The 18726-nt window shown below is 53.3% G+C and carries 15 protein-coding genes; 4 read left to right on the top strand and 11 right to left on the bottom strand.

The window, feature by feature from the left end; translation table 11 throughout:
- Together Q394_RS0111025 and glnE are read right to left on the bottom strand one after the other, a co-directional pair.
- Window positions 1-183, bottom strand: a 183-nt coding sequence (locus Q394_RS0111025) for a helix-turn-helix domain-containing protein (RefSeq protein WP_038141199.1), incomplete at its 3' end; no start/stop codon positions are given.
- Between the two features lie 152 nt (window positions 184-335).
- Entirely contained in the window at window positions 336-3038 is a 2703-nt protein-coding gene (gene glnE / locus Q394_RS19920) for a bifunctional [glutamate--ammonia ligase]-adenylyl-L-tyrosine phosphorylase/[glutamate--ammonia-ligase] adenylyltransferase (RefSeq protein WP_281169642.1), read from the bottom strand.
- A gap of 138 nt (window positions 3039-3176) precedes the next feature.
- Here glnE and Q394_RS19915 point away from each other — a divergent pair, with 138 nt between their 5' ends.
- The gene (locus Q394_RS19915; RefSeq protein ID WP_051543286.1) at window positions 3177-3647 is read left to right on the top strand and encodes a methylglyoxal synthase; all 471 of its coding nucleotides are present in this window, start codon (window positions 3177-3179) and stop codon (window positions 3645-3647) included.
- Here Q394_RS19915 and Q394_RS19910 read toward each other — a convergent pair.
- A complete protein-coding gene (locus Q394_RS19910) occupies window positions 3601-5268 on the bottom strand; it encodes an ATP-binding protein (RefSeq protein WP_051543285.1) in 1668 nt (555 codons plus the stop codon). The genes Q394_RS19915 and Q394_RS19910 overlap by 47 nt on opposite strands.
- Window positions 5265-6416, bottom strand: coding sequence for an FIST signal transduction protein (locus Q394_RS0111005; RefSeq protein WP_051543283.1), 1152 nt, complete (start codon window positions 6414-6416; stop codon window positions 5265-5267). Before Q394_RS0111005 ends, Q394_RS19910 begins: the two co-directional genes overlap by 4 nt.
- A gap of 572 nt (window positions 6417-6988) precedes the next feature.
- Here Q394_RS0111005 and hslV point away from each other — a divergent pair.
- From hslV to Q394_RS0110985, 3 genes are read left to right on the top strand one after another with little or no spacing between them, the layout of a single operon-like run.
- Window positions 6989-7522, top strand: coding sequence for an ATP-dependent protease subunit HslV (hslV, locus tag Q394_RS0110995; RefSeq protein WP_028489341.1), 534 nt, complete (start codon window positions 6989-6991; stop codon window positions 7520-7522).
- The gene (hslU, locus tag Q394_RS0110990; RefSeq protein WP_028489340.1) at window positions 7522-8889 is read left to right on the top strand and encodes an ATP-dependent protease ATPase subunit HslU; all 1368 of its coding nucleotides are present in this window, start codon (window positions 7522-7524) and stop codon (window positions 8887-8889) included. The genes hslV and hslU overlap by 1 nt, the downstream gene beginning before the upstream one ends.
- A gap of 12 nt (window positions 8890-8901) precedes the next feature.
- Window positions 8902-9267 (top strand): gamma-butyrobetaine hydroxylase family protein, encoded by a 366-nt coding sequence (locus Q394_RS0110985; RefSeq protein WP_028489339.1) that lies wholly within the window; start codon window positions 8902-8904, stop codon window positions 9265-9267.
- 61 nt (window positions 9268-9328) lie between these two features.
- Here the strand turns inward: Q394_RS0110985 and ppx are convergent, their stop codons facing one another.
- The 7 genes from ppx to Q394_RS0110950 form a co-directional block, all read right to left on the bottom strand.
- The gene (gene ppx / locus Q394_RS0110980; protein ID WP_028489338.1) at window positions 9329-10831 is read right to left on the bottom strand and encodes an exopolyphosphatase; all 1503 of its coding nucleotides are present in this window, start codon (window positions 10829-10831) and stop codon (window positions 9329-9331) included.
- Between the two features lie 2 nt (window positions 10832-10833).
- Window positions 10834-11217 (bottom strand): RidA family protein, encoded by a 384-nt coding sequence (locus Q394_RS0110975; protein ID WP_028489337.1) that lies wholly within the window; start codon window positions 11215-11217, stop codon window positions 10834-10836.
- A 9-nt stretch (window positions 11218-11226) separates the two neighbouring features.
- Entirely contained in the window at window positions 11227-13053 is a 1827-nt protein-coding gene (locus tag Q394_RS19905) for a RelA/SpoT family protein (RefSeq protein WP_169735894.1), read from the bottom strand.
- Window positions 13054-13213: 160 nt separating this feature from the next.
- The gene (gene rpoZ / locus Q394_RS0110965; RefSeq protein ID WP_028489336.1) at window positions 13214-13432 is read right to left on the bottom strand and encodes a DNA-directed RNA polymerase subunit omega; all 219 of its coding nucleotides are present in this window, start codon (window positions 13430-13432) and stop codon (window positions 13214-13216) included.
- Window positions 13433-13496: 64 nt separating this feature from the next.
- Window positions 13497-15677: an exonuclease domain-containing protein gene (locus Q394_RS0110960; protein WP_028489335.1), complete on the bottom strand. Its 2181-nt coding sequence runs from the start codon at window positions 15675-15677 to the stop codon at window positions 13497-13499.
- Entirely contained in the window at window positions 15674-16048 is a 375-nt protein-coding gene (locus Q394_RS0110955) for a response regulator transcription factor (RefSeq protein WP_028489334.1), read from the bottom strand. Before Q394_RS0110955 ends, Q394_RS0110960 begins: the two co-directional genes overlap by 4 nt.
- Before the next feature lie 24 nt (window positions 16049-16072).
- Window positions 16073-18724 (bottom strand): sensor histidine kinase, encoded by a 2652-nt coding sequence (locus Q394_RS0110950; RefSeq protein ID WP_028489333.1) that lies wholly within the window; start codon window positions 18722-18724, stop codon window positions 16073-16075.
- Window positions 18725-18726: the final 2 nt, after the last annotated feature.

Raw genomic sequence — 18726 nt, 5'->3', positions numbered from 1 at the left:
GGCAGTCAGTTGGGAACTCGCTTTCGTGTACCCAACTTTTTCCTGAGCCTGATAGTAGGCATCCGTGCGGTAACGCAAGATGCTGTTGTAAACGTAGCGCACACAACCGAACGTCTGAGCCAGCAACGTTTCTTGTTGTTGGTCTGGGTAGAATCGGAATTTGTAGGCGCGTTTAGTTTTCATTATTCACAAAATATCGTATATTTCGTGAAGAGTCAACAACCGAAGATAGCAAACCAAACGGAGGAGCGAGAAGAGGGTCGGCTGTCGCCGACGCGCTATCCCTACCCATGCCTAAAGGCAGGGGTATCTCGCGCACGACTGATGAATAACACCTACACCTGCAACATCCACTCTTTCCAAGCCGCCTGCACCACTGCCCGTTCCCGTGCAAACTGCCCCGCCTCTACCGTCGCCCCTTGTTCTTGCAAGGCCAGTTCATGCAAGCGGTCACGTAAGCTGCGGTAAGCATCGGCCAAGGCTTCCGCTTGCACTTCTGGCAAGATGCCTGCCTGATGCAGGGATTCCAGTTGGCGGATATTGTCACTCCAACGCACCAGTTGCGGGTGTTCGTGCGCATGGGCAAGAATCAGGAATTGCACAATGAATTCGATGTCGGTAATCCCGCCGGGGTCTTTTTTCAGGTTGAACACGCTGGCATCCTTACTACCGACGCTTTCCCACATTTTCTGGCGCATGGTGCTGACTTCCTTGCGTAAGGCAGCCTTATCACGCGGTTGGCACAGCACAGCGTGGCGTACCTGCTCAAATTGCGCCCGTAAGCTTGCCGAACCCGTCACCACACGGGCACGCAACAACGCCTGATGTTCCCACACCCACGCTTTTTCCTGCTGATAGGTGCGGAAGGCATTCAGGCTACTGACCAGCAAGCCGGAAGCCCCACTGGGGCGCAAGCGCGTATCGGTTTCATACAAACGCCCTGCCGGGGTGAAGGTGGTCAGGGTATGGATAATCTTTTGCGCAAAACGCGCGTAGAACACCGCATTTTCCAGCACTTTGTTGCCGTTGGTTTGCTGCGCCTGCCCTTGGCTGTCGTGCAGGAAAATAATGTCGAGATCCGAACCATAACCCAGTTCCAAACCACCCAGTTTGCCGTAGCCGATAATGGCAAAACCGGCCTGATGGGTTAAACCCTCTAACTGGTAACACGGCACACCTACTTGCGCGGTCATCGTCTCCCACACATGACGCTGGGTTTCTTCCAACACTGCTTCGGCAACCCAAGTGAGCTGGTCGGACACCTTCATCAGTGGCAACACCCCGGTGATGTCGGCCGCTGCGGTGCGTAATACTTGCGCCTGCTTGAACTGGCGTAAGCGTTCCATCACCTGTTCGGTGTCGTTGGCGTCGATACGCTCTAGTTCCAGCCGCAAAGCTGCACCGAGTTCCTCCCGGTTGAGCGGGGCGTAAAGCTGGTGCGGGTCGAGCATCTGATCGAGCAGAATCGGGTGCAAGGTCAACTCGCTGGTAATCCACAAGCTGTCGCTGACCAGCCGCACAAACTGGTCGAGTGCGCCGGGGTTATCCGCCAGCATCGCAATATAGCCGGAACGCGGCGCAATCTTGCTCACCACCCGCAGGCAACGTTCCAGCGTGTCTTGCGGGGTCGCGGTGGCATTGCACACATCCAGCAACGCAGGCAACAAGCGCTTCAGGCGGCTGCGCCCGGTATCGGTAAGGGATGCGTACAAACGGCTATCCAGCAAAGCCTGAATCGCGGGGTGTTCCGGCATCGGGCGCGACGCATCGGTTTCGAGGGCAAACACCCGCTGGAAAATATGGCTCACGCCTTGCTGATGGTGGTTGAGTTCGGTGCGGAAACGCTCCCAATCGGTAAAGCCCATGCTCGCAGCAAGGCTGGCCTGCTGCTCCGACTTGTCGGGCAGGGAATGAGTTTGTTCGTCATGCCACATTTGCAGGCGGTTTTCGGTGCGCCGCAGGAAATGGTAGGCAAGGTGCAACACCCCATATTCCTCCTCACTCAGCAGTTGTTGTACCAGCAGGGCTTCTAGCGTCAGCAGCAGGTTGCACTGACGCAGTTCGGGCACAGGCCCTCCGCGCATGAGCTGGAACACTTGCGCGGTGAATTCGATTTCGCGGATCCCGCCTGTGCCGAGTTTCACATCCTGATACTTGCCACGGCGTTCGGCTTCGCGGTTGATCATCGCTTTCATGTCGCGCAATTGTTCGACTGCGCCGTAATCGAGGTAGCGGCGGTAAACGAAGGGGCGCAAACGTGCCATCAGTTCCGCGCCGCTGGCTTGGTCGCCTGCGATCACCCTCGCCTTGATCAGGGCGTAGCGTTCCCATTCGCGCCCGTGGGTTTCGTAGTAATGCTCCATCCCATCAAACGATAGCGCGAGTGCGCCGACTTCGCCGAAGGGACGCAAACGCATGTCGACGCGGTAAGCGACGCCGTCAGCGGTGGTTTGCCCCAATACTCCGATCAGGCGTTGCCCGACGCGGGTGAAAAACGTCTGGTTGTCGAGCGAGCGTTTGCCGTCGGTATCGCCCTTTTCCGGGAAGGCAAAAATCAGGTCAATGTCAGAGGAAAAGTTGAGTTCGCGCCCGCCCAGCTTGCCCATGCCGAGGATCACCAGTTGCTGCGGTGCGCCGTCGCGGCTGCGGGGTATGCCGTGTTTGGCGCTGAGTTCGGCGTAACACCAGTGGAGCACGGCATCCACCAGACCATCGGCAAGGTCGGAAGTGGTGCGCAGGGTTTCAGCCAGTTCTGCCATCCCGCTGAGGTCGCGCCAAGCGATGCGCACGCTTTCGCGGTGGCGGATGTCGCGAACGACGTGCAGCAGAGTGGTGTGGTCGGGAATGTCGCGGATTTCAGCGGCGATTGTCTGGAAGAGTTCGCCCTCGCGGTAGGGCTGGCTGGTGGCGCACAGGGCTTGCCAGTTGGGGTGGCGAGCGAGCTGGTGCTGGAGGTAAAGGCTGGCGGAGAGGATGGCTTCGGCTGACATGGTTGTTCTCGCGTGACTGGTTCTCCGGCCATTATATTCACCTGACAACTGACGCCGCCATACCGTTTATCGGTAATATTATCCACACCCATGATCACTTGATGCACAACCCTACAGCTCTGCTGTACCATCGATACAACAAAGTTCTAACAACAAAAATTCAGTAGATTTCAGAGCGGGGGCTTCATGAAAATACACAAACAACGGGTAGCCTTAGTTGCCCATGACAACCTCAAACCCGAACTCCTTAGCTGGGCGAAAGAAAACTGGCGCATCCTCGCTGATTGTGAATTGTTTGCCACCGGCACAACCGGCAAGCAGGTGATGGAACAAACCGGTCTAGGCGTAAGTTGCTTCCTGAGTGGCCCTTACGGTGGTGACCAACAAATTGGCGCAAGAATATCCGAAGGTTTACTCGACATCCTGATCTTTTTCTGGGACCCGATGAGCACCGCGCCACATGATGCCGATGTCAAAGCACTATTACGGCTGGCTACCTTAATGAATATTCCGGTAGCCAATAATCGCAGCACCGCAGACTGCATTCTGGTCATGATTCAGCAACAGCAACTTCACCATCAGCAAAAACGCAGCGAAATACCCAAACAAGTCAATTACAGGTTCGCATCAATACATCCAGCAAGTCTTGTGCATTAAACGGTTTACTGAGGAAATCATCCATACCAGCGGCAAGACACCTGTCCCGGTCACTGCTCATCGCATTCGCCGTCAGAGCAATGATCGGGGTCGACATCAGCCCTCTCGCCTGCTCTTGCTGCCGAATTTGCAGGCTAGCTTCAATCCCATCCATAACAGGCATTTGCATATCCATCAGGATGACATCGGGACGTTTTACCAACCATGCATCAATAGCCTCTTGCCCATTTTCTGCTACCGTCACCTTATGCCCTACCTTACTGAGTAACCGTACCGCCAACATACGGTTCACCGCATTATCTTCCGCCAGCAAAATATCGAGTGGACGGTCAGCCTGCAACAAGGTCAAACGGGCACTGGCTAGCGGTGGTGTTTGAGGCTTAACAGTCAGATTAAATACTGCGCTGAAATGAAAAATACTGCCGTTGCCCGGATCACTTTCCACCCTTAAATGCCCGCCCATCATCTCCACCAATTGGGATGAAATCGCCAAACCCAGCCCCGTACCACCGTAACGACGAGTAATGGAATTATCTGCCTGCTGGAAGGGTTGAAAAATACTAGCCTGTTTATCCGGGGCAATCCCAATGCCCGTATCCCGTATCGCAAACAACACACAAGCTTGCCCAACCGCCGCCCCACTTTGCAGCGTCACCGAAACAGCCACCTCCCCACGTTCGGTAAACTTGATGGCATTACCCACCAGATTGATCAAAATCTGCCGCAAGCGCCCAGCATCGCCATCCAACGCATCAGGCACATCCCCCGCAACCTCCCAATGAAAGGCCAAAGCCTTTTCCTTAGCACGCAGTGTCAAAGGCGGGAACGTATCCCGAATCAATTCACGCAGCGATAAAGGAGCATAATTAAGCGTCAGGCTACCCGACTCAATGCGTGAAAAGTCGAGAATTTCATTGATAATATCCAGCAACGCTCGGGAAGATGACTTAATCATGTCGAGGTATTCCCGCTGTTGGGGGGATACCTCGCTGTACAACATCAAGTCAGTCAACCCCATGACACCATTCATCGGTGTGCGGATTTCATGACTCATCATCGCCAGAAATTCACTCTTAGCTTTATTAGCCTGCACAGCGGCTTGGTGTGCCTGTTCCGCCGCTTTCTGAGCCAGTAACGCCTCTTGCCGAGCCTCGTTCAAATAAGCATGTTGCAAACAAGCTAAACAGGCGGTTTCTAAGCGCTTCAGCACCAAGCCAAGCGCCAACATATGCGTATCGGGTAAAGGTGGGTTACGTAATAATACCAATAAACCACTCGTACCAATCGGGAGCAAGTGATAATAACAACTGTCGATTTGGATAATTTCACCGGGCTTTTTAACTTGCCACCCATTGGCTACTATCCGCCGTAAATGCGAGGAGAGTGCAGGCTGACTCTCTGCCACTCCCCCATGTAAGGCGGGATAACTGTAAGCAGGTTCTGGCAAATCCACGCCGACCACGGCTTCATGCTGATGAAGCCAAATATAACCACTACGGCAATTCAACAACTTCAGTGTTGAGGGTAAAAATTTGCGTAACATCGTCCGCAAATCCAAATCTTGCCCAACCAATAATGCCAAGGCATATTGAATCGAAATAAGCTCTAATGTCGGTGTCATGCGCATTCCTCTTCACCTGCCCCCAACACACCCAATACCGTGGTTTTATTGAAAAACTCAAGGCAGGTATGGCCAGCATCCGCAATCTCGCCCAACGACAACACACCTATCAAGGGAACATTGTCGGGTAACACGTCGAGAATATTATCAATTTCCTCTGTAAAGCGATCTTGCAAAAACAACACACGACTAATGCAATCGAATAATAGCGCCACTTTTGGACGAACTTGAACGCAGGCGTAGAGCGCACATTGGCTAGAAGCTGCCAATAAACTCTCAGCATCCCCTTTCAGAAGGTAGATAATATGATTAGCAGGCACCTCCCCGATACACACCAAATTATTGCCTTCATGACGTAAAGGGTCACGAACCACCACACTGCCCTTTAAGCGCTCCAATCCAAAAGGATAAGCTTTTGCCAACTCATGAAAATTAGTACGACTAAATCGACGATGACTATCCGCCTCAATTTCCTCACGATACACCTCAAAGGCTGGGCGGTAATCCAAGCTAGTAATGGTATTATCATGCGCCCCCGTGACGAAAAAAGGCCCCGCAAACTTTTTCCAACCATGTTCAATACCGATGCTAATCGGCCAATCAATCACCGCAATCTGCGCACAATCCTGACGCAAACCTTGGTTACTAAACAAGCAGGGCTTTTGCACCAAACTTAACGACCCAGCACCACCACCAATGTATTGATTACGCGCTCCCAACGCCTCATACAAATGCTCCAAAAAGGTAGAAATACACTGGCTCAAGCCATCGACCAAGGTCACTAACGTCGCACCGGGTACAGTTGCCGCCACCAATTGTTCTGCATGAACGAGGTAATCTTCATTGGGATCAGAGAGATTCTCAATATGATACACGCTCGCCACCACATCCAAGCCGCACACAATACTTCCCCGAACCAACTTACTTCTCCCCGCCACAATCTCAGGAAAAATGCCACCAAAAACTGGAATAGGGATACGTTGAAGACGCGCGTTCAGTTGATTGCTTGTGAAAGCATTCGCATCACAAGCCAGTATTAACAGACTTTTTGCACCCGCCAGTATGGCTCTTTCGATATGCTCGAACAGCTTTTCATCAGAACCTTCAGTGTCGACTAAAATTAGTGGAAAGGTATGCTCGTTAGTCATGTTATTGACTGCCTTGGGATTTTTAATTATTGATAAGGAATAATCTCAATCATGATTCTACTCACACCCCCACTAGGGCGCAAAGCACGATACGACACACGGTGAAGGTAATTCAGGTTCAGTACAAAAACATGCTTAAAAACGCTGCCCGCAAAGTACGGGCAGGTCAGATTTCAATAGGTAAGATTTTTTACGAGCAGACTGTATGTTGCATTTACAACAACTTCTGAATTTCATCGGGTAAGTTTTCACGCCGGGTACTGCCACACTGCGTGGTATAACAAGCCACGAACACAATAACAGCAAATATTACCAAACCAAATATACTCATACTGCACCTCCAAAAGGCCAAAGAGCAACAAAACTGATTGTGGTATAGAAACAACAGTGTTGCAACAACAAACTATTGAAGTTAAAAGAAAAAACACCTCAATCTAATAGGCATCATACACGCTAAAAGTGCATTCTTTACACAATAATTTTTTTATGATGACATGGGTATTCCCTAGCCCTTGAAATTTACCCCAAACACCCACACGCTATGGGCTAGACTAAAAAATCTGGAGCTGATTTTGGAACAATACCGAGGAACCACCATCCTGAGCGTGCGCCGCGACGGCAAAGTTGTCGTAGGTGGTGATGGTCAGGTGACGCTAGGCAATACCGTCATGAAAGGCAATGCCCGCAAAGTACGCCGCCTGTACAACGACAAAGTGATTGCTGGCTTCGCTGGCGGCACGGCGGATGCCTTCACCCTGTTTGAACGCTTTGAAAGCAAGCTCCAGGCACACCACGGCAACCTGACCCGTGCAGCAGTGGAACTAGCGAAAGACTGGCGCACCGACCGCATGTTGCGCAAACTGGAAGCCTTGCTGATCGTCGCCGATGCCACCGCTTCCCTACTGATCACCGGCAACGGCGACGTGATAGAGCAAGAAAACGATTTAATCGCCATCGGTTCCGGCGGTGCATTCGCCCAATCGGCAGCACGCGCCCTGCTGGACAACACTGAGCTTTCCGCGCGTGAAATCGTCGAAAAAGGCTTGCACATCGCTGCTGACATCTGCATTTACAGCAACCATAACCTGACCATTGAGGAACTCTGATGAGCGTCGGAACCATGACCCCCCGCGAAATCGTCCAAGAACTCGACAAGCACGTGATTGGTCAGGACAAGGCCAAGCGTTCCGTCGCCATTGCCCTGCGCAACCGCTGGCGTCGCCAGCAGCTTGACGATGCGCTGCGCCCCGAAGTGACCCCCAAAAATATCCTGATGATTGGCCCCACGGGTGTTGGCAAAACCGAAATTGCCCGCCGCCTCGCCAAACTCGCCAACGCTCCTTTCATCAAGGTCGAAGCCACCAAATTCACCGAAGTCGGTTACGTGGGCAAGGAAGTCGATTCCATTATCCGCGACCTCGCCGACATGGCGATGAAAATGATGCGCGAACAGGAAGTGGAAAAGGTTAAATACCGCGCAGGGGAAGCGGCGGAAGAACGCATCCTCGACATCCTGTTACCTGCGCCGCGCAAGGAAACCCCGGTCAACGAATGGCTAGCCACCGGTGACGACGAACCCGCCAAGCCGGTGCGTGACGATTCCCCTACCCGCCAGAAATTCCGCAAAAAACTGCGCGAAGGCGAACTCGACGATAAAGAAATCGAGCTGGATGTCTCCGTCGGCGGTGCCAGCGTAGAAATCATGACCCCGCCGGGCATGGAAGAAATGGCCAGCCAGCTCCAAGGCATGTTCCAAAACCTCAACCAGAGCAAAAAACGCAAGCGCAAGATGAAAATCAAGGACGCGCTCAAAGTGCTGACCGAGGAAGAAGCCCACAAGATGGTCAACGAGGAAGAGTTGAAGCAACGCGCCCTGTTCGCCGTCGAACAAACCGGCATCGTCTTCCTCGACGAAATCGACAAAGTGGCACGCAGCGGGCAAACCAGCGGCGCAGATGTTTCCCGCGAAGGTGTGCAACGTGACTTGCTGCCACTGATCGAAGGCTGCACCGTCAACACCAAATACGGCATGGTCAAAACCGACCATATCTTGTTCATTGCCTCCGGTGCTTTCCACGTTTCCAAACCCTCTGACTTAATACCGGAATTACAGGGTCGGCTACCTATTCGTGTAGAAATGGATGCCTTGAGCGCGAATGACTTCGAGCGCATCCTCACCGAGCCGAATGCATCCCTGACTGAACAGTACGAAGGCTTGCTGGCAACCGAAGGCGTCAAGCTGACATTTGCCCCGGATGCGATCCGCCGCATTGCGGAAATTGCCTTTGAAGTCAACGAACGCACCGAAAACATCGGCGCGCGCCGCCTGCACACGGTGGTGGAGCGTTTGCTGGAAACGGTGCTGTTTGAAGCGCCCGATTGCGACAGCACCATGACGGTTGACGCCGCCTACGTGGACCAGACCCTTGGCGAACTGGTTAAAGACGAAGACCTGAGCCGTTACATTTTGTAAAGAGAACCAAACATGACACCACTCGACATTACCCTGAACCAGAAAACCCGCGAACTGCTGATCACTTGGCCGGGCGACGAAGTACACGCCCTGAGCTGTGAATACCTGCGGGTCAATTCACCTTCTGCCGAAGTGCGTGGTCACGGGCCAGGGCAAGAAACCCTGCAAATCGGCAAGGAAAACGTCAATATCAAAGGCATTGAACAGGTAGGGCATTACGCCATCCAGTTAACCTTTGATGACAATCACGACAGTGGTATTTATGACTGGAACTTGCTGTATGACCTGGGCAAGAACATGGAGCAGAACTGGGCAGAGTATCTGGCTAAACTCGAAGAACGCGGTTATAAGCGCAAACTGCCGGGGCAAGTGATTTAAACACTGCCTATTTCCTAACCCTGCTTCTTCAAGATGCGGGGTTAAGATTAAAGCAACTTAGTTAAAACACCAACTCCACCTTAACGGCTTTCAAAAACGCCTGCTCGCGTTCCAAGTCTGCCATCAGCAACGGCTTCTTGGCCTTGATGTCATCCAGAAAGCGCAATTCAATGTAGTTCTTACCCAGTTTGATGCGATCAATCGGTGGGGCAACATCCTTGTGCGAACGGTGCAACAACACCGCTAACCGCAGTAACACACTCAAATACAAGGCATTCTGATAATCCTCAGAATCTAGCAAATTGAACAACTTGGCAGAGATTTTCTGGCGATGAGTGCGCACCAGCACACTCAACCAACGTTGCTCCTCATTGGAAAAACCGGGGAAATCCGCATATTCCAACAGGTAGCCACCATGCTTGTGGTAACTGGAATGCGAAACAGCCAGCCCCAACTCGTGCAAATCTGCCGCCCAACTCAGCAACTCCACCAAATGCCCCGGCAATTTCCAATCATCGCGGCAACGGTTGAACAGCTTAAATGCCGTCGCATGTACGGCCGCCGCATACGTTTGATCCACTTGAAAACGCTGTTGCCAAACACTAACCGTCTTGTCGCGGATGTCTTCATGTTGATAACGTTCGAGCCGGTTAAACACCAAACCTTCGCGTAATGCCCCATCTGATACTGACATCCGCTCAATATTCAGCGCCTCAAACACCGCAATCAATACCGCCAAACCACCAGCAAACACAGGCTTACGTTCGTCACTTAACCCAGCCAGTTTAAGCTTATCCACATGACCGGCCTCGATCATCATGTCACGCACTTGGTGCATGTGTTCCAGCGTAATCCCATAAGGCGCAAGCCCAGTTTGCTGGATCACTTTTTTGACCGCGCGGATAGTGCCGGAAGCGCCAGTGGCGGATTCCCAGCCAATCGACCGGTAAGCAGCCTTAATCGGGCGCAACTCTAACAAGGCCGCTGTAATCGCTTTGTCCCAACAAGCCTTGGTCAATTTGCCATCGGGGAAAAAAGCCAACGTGCTGCTGACACACCCCATCCGTAAACTTTCCAGATGCAACGGCTCGAAACCTTGCCCAATGATCAACTCAGTACTGCCGCCACCGATATCCATGACAAAACGCTTACCCTGCTGATCTTTAGCGAGTGAATGTGCCACACCAAGGTAAATGAGCCGCGCCTCTTCACGACCGCTAATCACAGCAATCGGATGTCCCAATGCCTCTTCTGCCAGATGCAAAAATTCGCGAGAATTTTTGGTCAAACGTAAGGTATTTGTCCCCACGGCTGCCACATTTTCCGAGGGAAAATCACGGATACGTTCACCAAAACGCCGCAAGCAATCCACCGCCCGCTGCTGAGCTGCCTTGCTCAAATTGCCTTTTGCATCCAACCCCCCGCCTAAACGTACCGATTCACGCAAACGATCCAATACATTGACCTGCCCTAAAGCATCAATCTGCACCACAATCATGTGGAAACTGTTTGAACCCAGATCAATCGTTGCCAGCTTGTAAGGAGGTTGTTGCTCGTTAGTCATACTTAATCCAAGACCATGATGGCATCAACTTCCACCTCAGCACCACGCGGTAGTGCCGCAACACCGATAGCAGCACGCGCCGGATAAGGTTCGGCAAAGAATTCAGCCATTACCTGATTGACCACTGGAAAATGCACCAGATCGGTCAAGAACACATGCACTTTCACACAATCATTGAGCGAACCGCCCGCCGCCTTGGCCACCGCCGCCAGATTCTCGAATACCTGACGCACTTGCGCGGCAATATCACCTTCCACCATTTGCATCGTGGCCGGAACCAAGGGAATTTGCCCAGAAAGGTACACCGTATCACCCACTCGTACAGCCTGTGAATAAGTGCCAATCGCTTGTGGCGCGTCAGTCGTAGAAATGATGGTCTTGTTCATGGAAATCCTTTATTTCGTCGATTTGCTTACATTCAATACATTAGGTATGTGTTTTAGCTGACGAATGACCTCTTGTAAATGCCCCAGATTATTTACCTGAAGCGTAAAGGCATCCTGCTGAATGCGCCCCTCGCCACTGATCTTCAAATCAACGATATTCACATCAAGCCCATCCAAGCATTTGGTGATCAGGCGCAACACGCCTTTCACATCACGCACCTCCACCACAATACTGACTAACATTTTTTGCACCGTGCCATTTTCATTACCTTCTGACACAACACCATTCTGACGCAGCCAACTACGAATCGCATAAATAGCTTTACTGGTCTTAACGAAAGCGAGCCACTCGGGGTCAGGTGCAGCAGAATCACCCGTGATAATTTCAATCGTCGCCATATTGTTCGGCACGCGCGAACCTAGCCAGCGCAACACGCCATCCACCTTGGCAGCTTTGCAGCGATTTCCCAATTCGGTATGCACCGCGTAAGCAAAATCGACCAATGTTGCGCCACGCGGTAGCTCTTTAACATCCCCTTCCGGGGTATAGGCATAAATCTCGGTCTGGAACATATCGCCTTGCATGGCGGCATAAAATTCATCAGGGTTTTGTGCTTGGCTGTCAAATTCCTTGATTTGCTCAACCCATCCATCAAACACCCCTTGGGTATAAGCACGTGTTCCCGAGGAATGATTCCAACTGGACGCCACGCCCAATTGCCCGACCTGATACATATCACGGGTTTGAATCTGGAAACGTACCACCTGCTCATTCGGGGCAGTCACAGTCGTCTGCAATGACTGAAAACCGTGTGCTCTAGGGGCTGCAATAAAGTCCTTGACCATACCCAAACGCGGCTTGAACAAACGATGAATAATCCCCAATGCCCGATAGCAATCGTCCAGATCAGCCACTTGCACACTGAGTTCCAGCAAATCACATTGCTGACGTAACGGGAGTTTTTTGCGACGCGACTGCTCATATACCCGGAACAGGTTTTTTTCCCACATCAACACACTGCTACTGTGAATGCTGACGGCTAGCGCATCGGTGACACTATGGAAAATTTGCGCGTGCTTTTCCCGATTTTCAGCCTGATAGCTATCCAGTGCACGCTTCAGAATATTGCTACGCCACGGGTATAAACCTTGAAAAGACAACCACTGCAATTCACGGCGGATAATATTCATCCCCATACGCCGCGCCAACGACACGTAGGTCGTGGACGTTTCCTGCGCTATCCGCCGCCGCTTGTCTGGCGACACATTACCCAGCGTTTGCATATTGTGTAAACGGTCAGCCAATTTGACTAGCACCACCCGAAAATCTTCGGTCATGGCCTGCATCATCTTGTGGTAACTCGCAATCGTGACCGCCTGCTTGGTTGGCAGCTTGTCATTACGCTTCAGTTTGGTGACACCCTCAACCAGATGACCCACCGTAGCGCCAAACTGGGCAACGACCTCTTCGTTGGTGCAATCGGTATCTTCGGGAACATCGTGTAACAAGGCCGCACAAATGGTATCCACATCCAAATACCATAAGGCAAGGGTATGAGCGACTTCTAGTGGGTGGGTAATATAAGGGGTTGTTTTATCAGCACGAAATTGGCCTTCATGCTTTTCCGCAGCCAACAGGAAGGCAGCGTAAACCTTGCCCGTGTCTGTCGGATCCATATAACGTTCGACCAACTGCATCAAATCGTTGGCGCGAAAAACACCATTAGGGGGCTTTGACATAGGTGGTGACATAGATGGTTCCGTCGATGTTCTAGGTGGCATGTCCGCCACGTCGGACTCACTGGATTCGCCGGACTCATGGAGCCCATCCCCCATGCTATGGGATTCCTGCCCGTGCTCATCGGGGGCTGATCCAAGGTATGAATTGTCATCTGACATATAACATCCTCACTGAGCGAATCAGGTAAAGCTGTATTAGCAACCTAAAAAAATACCCGCAAAAGGTAACTACCTAGCGGGTATTCTTTAGTTGGTATTAATCGTCGATTGCTGTAGTGGTAATCGCCACCGGCTTCTTGTCTAACAAGCCTTCGGCAATTTCGCGCAGGGCGATGACGGTTGGCTTGTCGCCTTCCTCCGCCACCAGCGGTTGAGCGCCGTGAGAAATGTCACGGGCGCGTTTCGCCGCTTTCAACACCAGTGCAAAATTGTTCTCGACATGACCCAGACAATCTTCAACTGTAATACGTGCCATCTTGGTTCCGCTCTAAAATTTAATTAATCAGATAAGCTAAGCTGAATCCAAGTCAAGGTCAACCCTAATATTTCAAACGCGCATAATAGGTTTTCTGTGCGGCTTCCCGCGCCTGCCCCAGCGTATAAATACCCATTTCCTCTAATAACGGGATCAAGTGCATAAACACTTCCGCCGTCGCCATCGCATCACCCAGCGCCGTATGCCGCCCCAGAATGTTGATATTGAAACGTTCAGTAATCGCCTCCAGCCGATGCGATTCCTGATTGGGGTGCACTACCGCCGACAATAGCAGCGTATCCATCACCGGATGATCGAACACCAAGCCGGTGACTTTTTCCTTCACCTGCAAGCAACGCATGTCAAACGCGGCATTGTGCGCCACCAGCACCGTGTCTTGCGCAAACTGATGGAAAGCAGGCAAAACCTTGTCGATCGTCGGCTGCCCGTGCACCATTTCCGGCGTAATCCCGTGAATCGGGATGGTAATCGCTGGAATATTACGTTTGGGGTCAACCAGTTGGTCAAAATTCTCATTGCGCAACAGCTTGCCATTCACAATCCGCACCGCTGCAATCTGGATGATTTCATCACCATTGGCAGGGTCAAGCCCGGTGGTTTCCGTATCAAACACCGTGAACGACAACTCGCTCAAACGGCTGTCTTCCAAAGAACGGCTTTGCGCGGATGGCTGGAATAAGTCGAAATCGTAATATTCCGGGCGGCTCTCATTCTGCACCAGACTGGCGGAATCGAGTTGCTCTTGCGGTGCTGCCAGCGGCAACAGGAAGCGGAAAAAGGTTGTGCCCGTCTCAGGCTCGCGCTCAAACCAGAACGCGCCACCATGACGTTCCACCACATCCTGAATCGTCAGCGAGGTATCTTCGCCCCCGGAACGCATCGGATCATGTTCCCAACCCGGCACGACTTTATCGGTCAGCTTGGCGGCGCTTGGCGTCCAGCACAAATCGAGTTGGGCACGGCCTATCCCCATACTCAGGCGCAATTGCACCGTGCTGATCACGCATTCCTGCCGCAAACGTTCCGCAAGGTAGGACAAGGCTTGCAACAGCGAGAAACTTTCCACCTTCAGCCACAGCGAATCATCGACCCCGGCCTCCACCGCCGTCAAACCACCCAAGGCTTCAATGCGGCGGATGGCGGCGGCCACCAAATCCGCGCCCAGCATGTCTTCCAACGGCCAACGCAATACCGTGCTATCCAGCGCTGAAGACTTGAGTTCGCGCAAACGGTTGCCCAGCCCGCCCGTTTCTTCCCGCAACACCATCAGCAAACGCTCGCGCATCTCGGGTTCTACATCGGGGTATTCCAGCACGTCCAGCGCGGCCTGCATATTGCCCAGCGCGGCACGGCTGCGTTCGGTCAGAGTATGCAGGATATGATCCTGACGCGCCTGCGCTTCAAATTCGCGGGTAATATTATCCAGCATCAACACGAAACCCGTCATTGTCACCGGAGCGACGGTATCAGCTTCCTGCACGGCACGTACCGGCGCCATTTGCGCCCGCAACAACTGCCCCGACGGCGTGGTGGTAATGAATTGTGCGGAAGGCGCGGCTGCCCCACGCTGCAAACGGTGCTGGATATTTTCCAGCGCGTGCGCCACCAGCTTGCGGTCAAACACGCCATAAACCGAACGCCCCAAACCGATCAACTCGCCACCACCCGCCACACCGGGCGCTTGCGAGAGCTTGCGAAACTGCATCCGCGCCCGGTTGTTGTACAGCAAAATGCGCCCGTCGAGGTTGCACACCACCACGCTTTTGGTGAGTTCCGACATCAGTGCAGCAAGGCGGTTTTTTTCCTGTTCGGTATTGCGAGCAGCCTCGGCAACCCGTACATCCATTTCTTCCCGCAAGGCTTCGCGTTGTTGCACCAACTGGTTAAACAAGTCGGTCAAGCGGCGGTTTTCGGCACTGCCGGTCGGTTCCAACTGGCGCTTAACGTTTGTACCCAGCAACACTTGCGCCTGTTCTGCCAAGCGTGCCGGGGCTGTCATGAAATACGACACCATCCAGCGTAGGGCTGCACCCACTGCCAGCAGCGATACTGCCCACATCAGCAGCAACAGCATGATGCGTTCACCCAGCGTGTCTTTGAGGATGGTGCGCCCCGCCTCATCCAGCGTTGACCAGATCAAGCCACCGGTTGCCAGCAACCACACCAGACAAATCGCCCCAATACCGGCGACGCCCATCACCACCCGCCAATCCACGCGCCTCATTCTGCACTCTCCAGCAATTCACGCACTTTTTGCGCCAACTCTTTGGTGGAAAACGGCTTGATCATGTAATCATTCGCCCCCATTGCCAGACCTTTGGCGACATCGGTATCGCGCCCCTTGGCGGTCAGCAACAGGATAGGCATGGCCTTGAAGGTTTCATCGGCGCGGATGGCATGGCACACCTCAAAGCCGGTCTTTTTCGGCATCATCACGTCCAGCAGCACCATATCGGGGTGCTCGCTGGCAATCAGGTCGCAAGCTTCTTGCCCATCATGCGCCAATAGCACCCGGTAGCCCTCGCGCTTCATCAAGTATTCCAGCGAAATCAGGATGTTGGGTTCGTCATCTGCAATCAGTACAGTTTTAGTCATTCTAATTCTCCTCTCTCCATATAATTACCTCGGCAAGAAAAAGCTGAAGCAGGCTCCTCTTCCTGCTTGCGACGCCAGCCACATACGCCCGCCAAAATGCTCAACAATCTGGCGGCTAATGGGCAAACCCAACCCCGTTCCCTGTTGGGAACCGGCAGCATTTTCCACTTGCCGGAATTTTTCAAACACCTGCGCGTGCTTGTCCGGGGCAATGCCTATGCCATTATCCTGCACCTCGACAGTAACACCGGCGGCACTATCCCGCACCCGCACATCAATTTTGCCGCTGCCTTCGGGCACAAACTTGATGGCATTCGACAGCAAGTTCAGTACCACTTGCACCAGCCGATCCGCATCGGCACGTAAGGGCGCAAGCTGTGGCGGCAGCTCGGTCTGCAAGGCAATGCCACGTTCGCGGCAGGTTCCCGCCACGCTGTTGACTGCCTGTTGCACTATCTCGCGCATGTCCACGTCGCTGTTGTGCCATTCGGCATGACCGGCTTCGATCTTGGCCATGTCCAGCACTTGATTAACCAGACGGCTGAGGCGCTCGGTTTCTGCCACCACAATTCCCAGAAATTGCTGGCGTTGCTCCAGCTCCATCTCGGGGTCATCCTGCATCATCTCGGTCAGGGCGCGGATCGAGGTCAGCGGGGTACGCAATTCATGGGTCACGGATGACATGAAATCATCTTTCAAATGATCCAGACTTTTAAGCTTTTCGAGCGCAACCCGCAACTCCGAAGCCTCTTCCAGAATACGCATCACATCATCCAGCTCCAGCGCCTCCTCTTCCACCACGGAAGCCACCATGACCCGCGCCGACGCGCTGCCAATCGCACCCGTTAATTGCGTCTCGACAAAGTGTACCAGTTTCGCATCAGCGGGTATTTGCCCTATATCATATACACCGACTTGCTGGGCATAATCGGCAAACAAGCGTTCCGTCTTCGCCTCCCCTAGAAAACGCCCGGTCAGGTGCAACAAATCGGTGACTTTCGCCTGCCCCTGCCAGAACACCGGGTGCGCCACAGAGGTACGCTGGAACACATCCACAAACAGCAAGGCTTGGCTAGCTTCCCGCGCGGCCGGGCGTTGCCACAACGATACCCACACATACGCGCTTATATTGGCAAACAAACTCCAGAACAGAGCATGGCTCAGGTTATCCATCCCCTCCAGCCCTAGGAACGCTTCCGGTTTCAACCAAGCAATCCCCAACGGGCCATATTCTAAGAAATTCGCCGACACCCAACCCGACTTCGCCAACGACGGCAACATCAGCGTATACGTCCACAACACAAAGCCCGCCAGCAAACCCGCCAGCGCCCCGTTGCGCGTACCGCCTTTCCAATACATGCCGCCCAATACCGCCGGAGCAAACTGCGCCACCGCCGCAAAACTGATCAAACCAATGCTGACCAGCGCGTAAGTATTGCCCGCCAAATGAAAATACACATAGCCCAGCAATAAAATCAGCACAATCGCGGTACGGCGAATCCCCAGCAACAAGCCGGTCAAATCCCCCCCGGAACGTTCCCCAAACCGTCGGGTACGTAACAGCAAAGGCATCACCAAGTCATTGCACACCATCGTCGACACCGCAATCGCCTCCACCACCACCATGCCGGTGGCAGCGGAAACGCCGCCCACAAACGCCACCAGCGCCAGCCAGTTATACCCCTGCGCCAAGGGCAACGACAACACAAAGGTTTCCGGGTCAACCGTATCTACCCCGAAATACAGCAAGCCCCCCAAGGCAATCGGCAGCACAAAAATATTGATCAGCAACAAATACAGCGGAAATACCCACACCGCCCGCCGCAGATGGCGCTCATCCACATTTTCCACCACCATCACCTGAAACTGGCGCGGTAAAAACACCACCGACAACATCGCCAGCAGCGTCAACGTAAACCACTGCGAATAGGCAAACGGCTGCCCCTGATCAAACGCCAACAAATGTTTCAGATTATCTTGCGCCAAGGCTTGGCTGAAAATATCGCCCATGCCGCCAAACATGCCGTAGGTAACAAACGCCCCCACCAGCAAAAACGCCAGCAATTTCACCACCGACTCGAAGGCAATTGCCGCCACCATGCCCTCATGACGTTCGCTGCTATCCAGATGGCGCGTGCCAAACACAATCGTAAAACCCGCCAGCGCCAAGGCCATGTACAACACCCCATCCGCCCACCAGTCCGCAGGCGTTGCCATCGACTGCCCCAAAGGCAAGGTCAGCACGGCATAGCCGCTGGCAATTGCCTTCAATTGCAGCGCCATGTACGGCACGATCCCCACCACGGTAATCAGCGTCACCAGCCCCGCCAGCAACGGGCTTTTCCCGTAACGGCTCGCCACAAAGTCTGCAATGGAGGTAATCCGGTAAGTTTTGGCAATGCGGATCATCTTGCGCACCACCAGCCACGCCAGAATCATCGCCAACATCGGCCCCAGATAAATCGGCAGAAACCACACCCCGGCATTCGCCGCCCGCCCGACGCTACCGAAATATGTCCACGCCGTGCAATACACCGCCATCGACAGCGCATACACCCACGGGCTGGCAATCACCGAACGCCCCGCTTCCGCCCGCTTATCACCAAAATAAGCCACCGCAAACAGGATCAGTAAATAAGCCAAGGTCACGCCAACCACCAGCGCAGGTGCTACCATCG

Origin of the sequence: Thiothrix lacustris DSM 21227 (assembly GCF_000621325.1) — a bacterium.
Classification (GTDB): domain Bacteria; phylum Pseudomonadota; class Gammaproteobacteria; order Thiotrichales; family Thiotrichaceae; genus Thiothrix; species Thiothrix lacustris.
The sequence above is the reverse complement of the archived record's forward strand: the minus strand, read 5'-3'. Positions and strand labels throughout refer to the sequence as shown.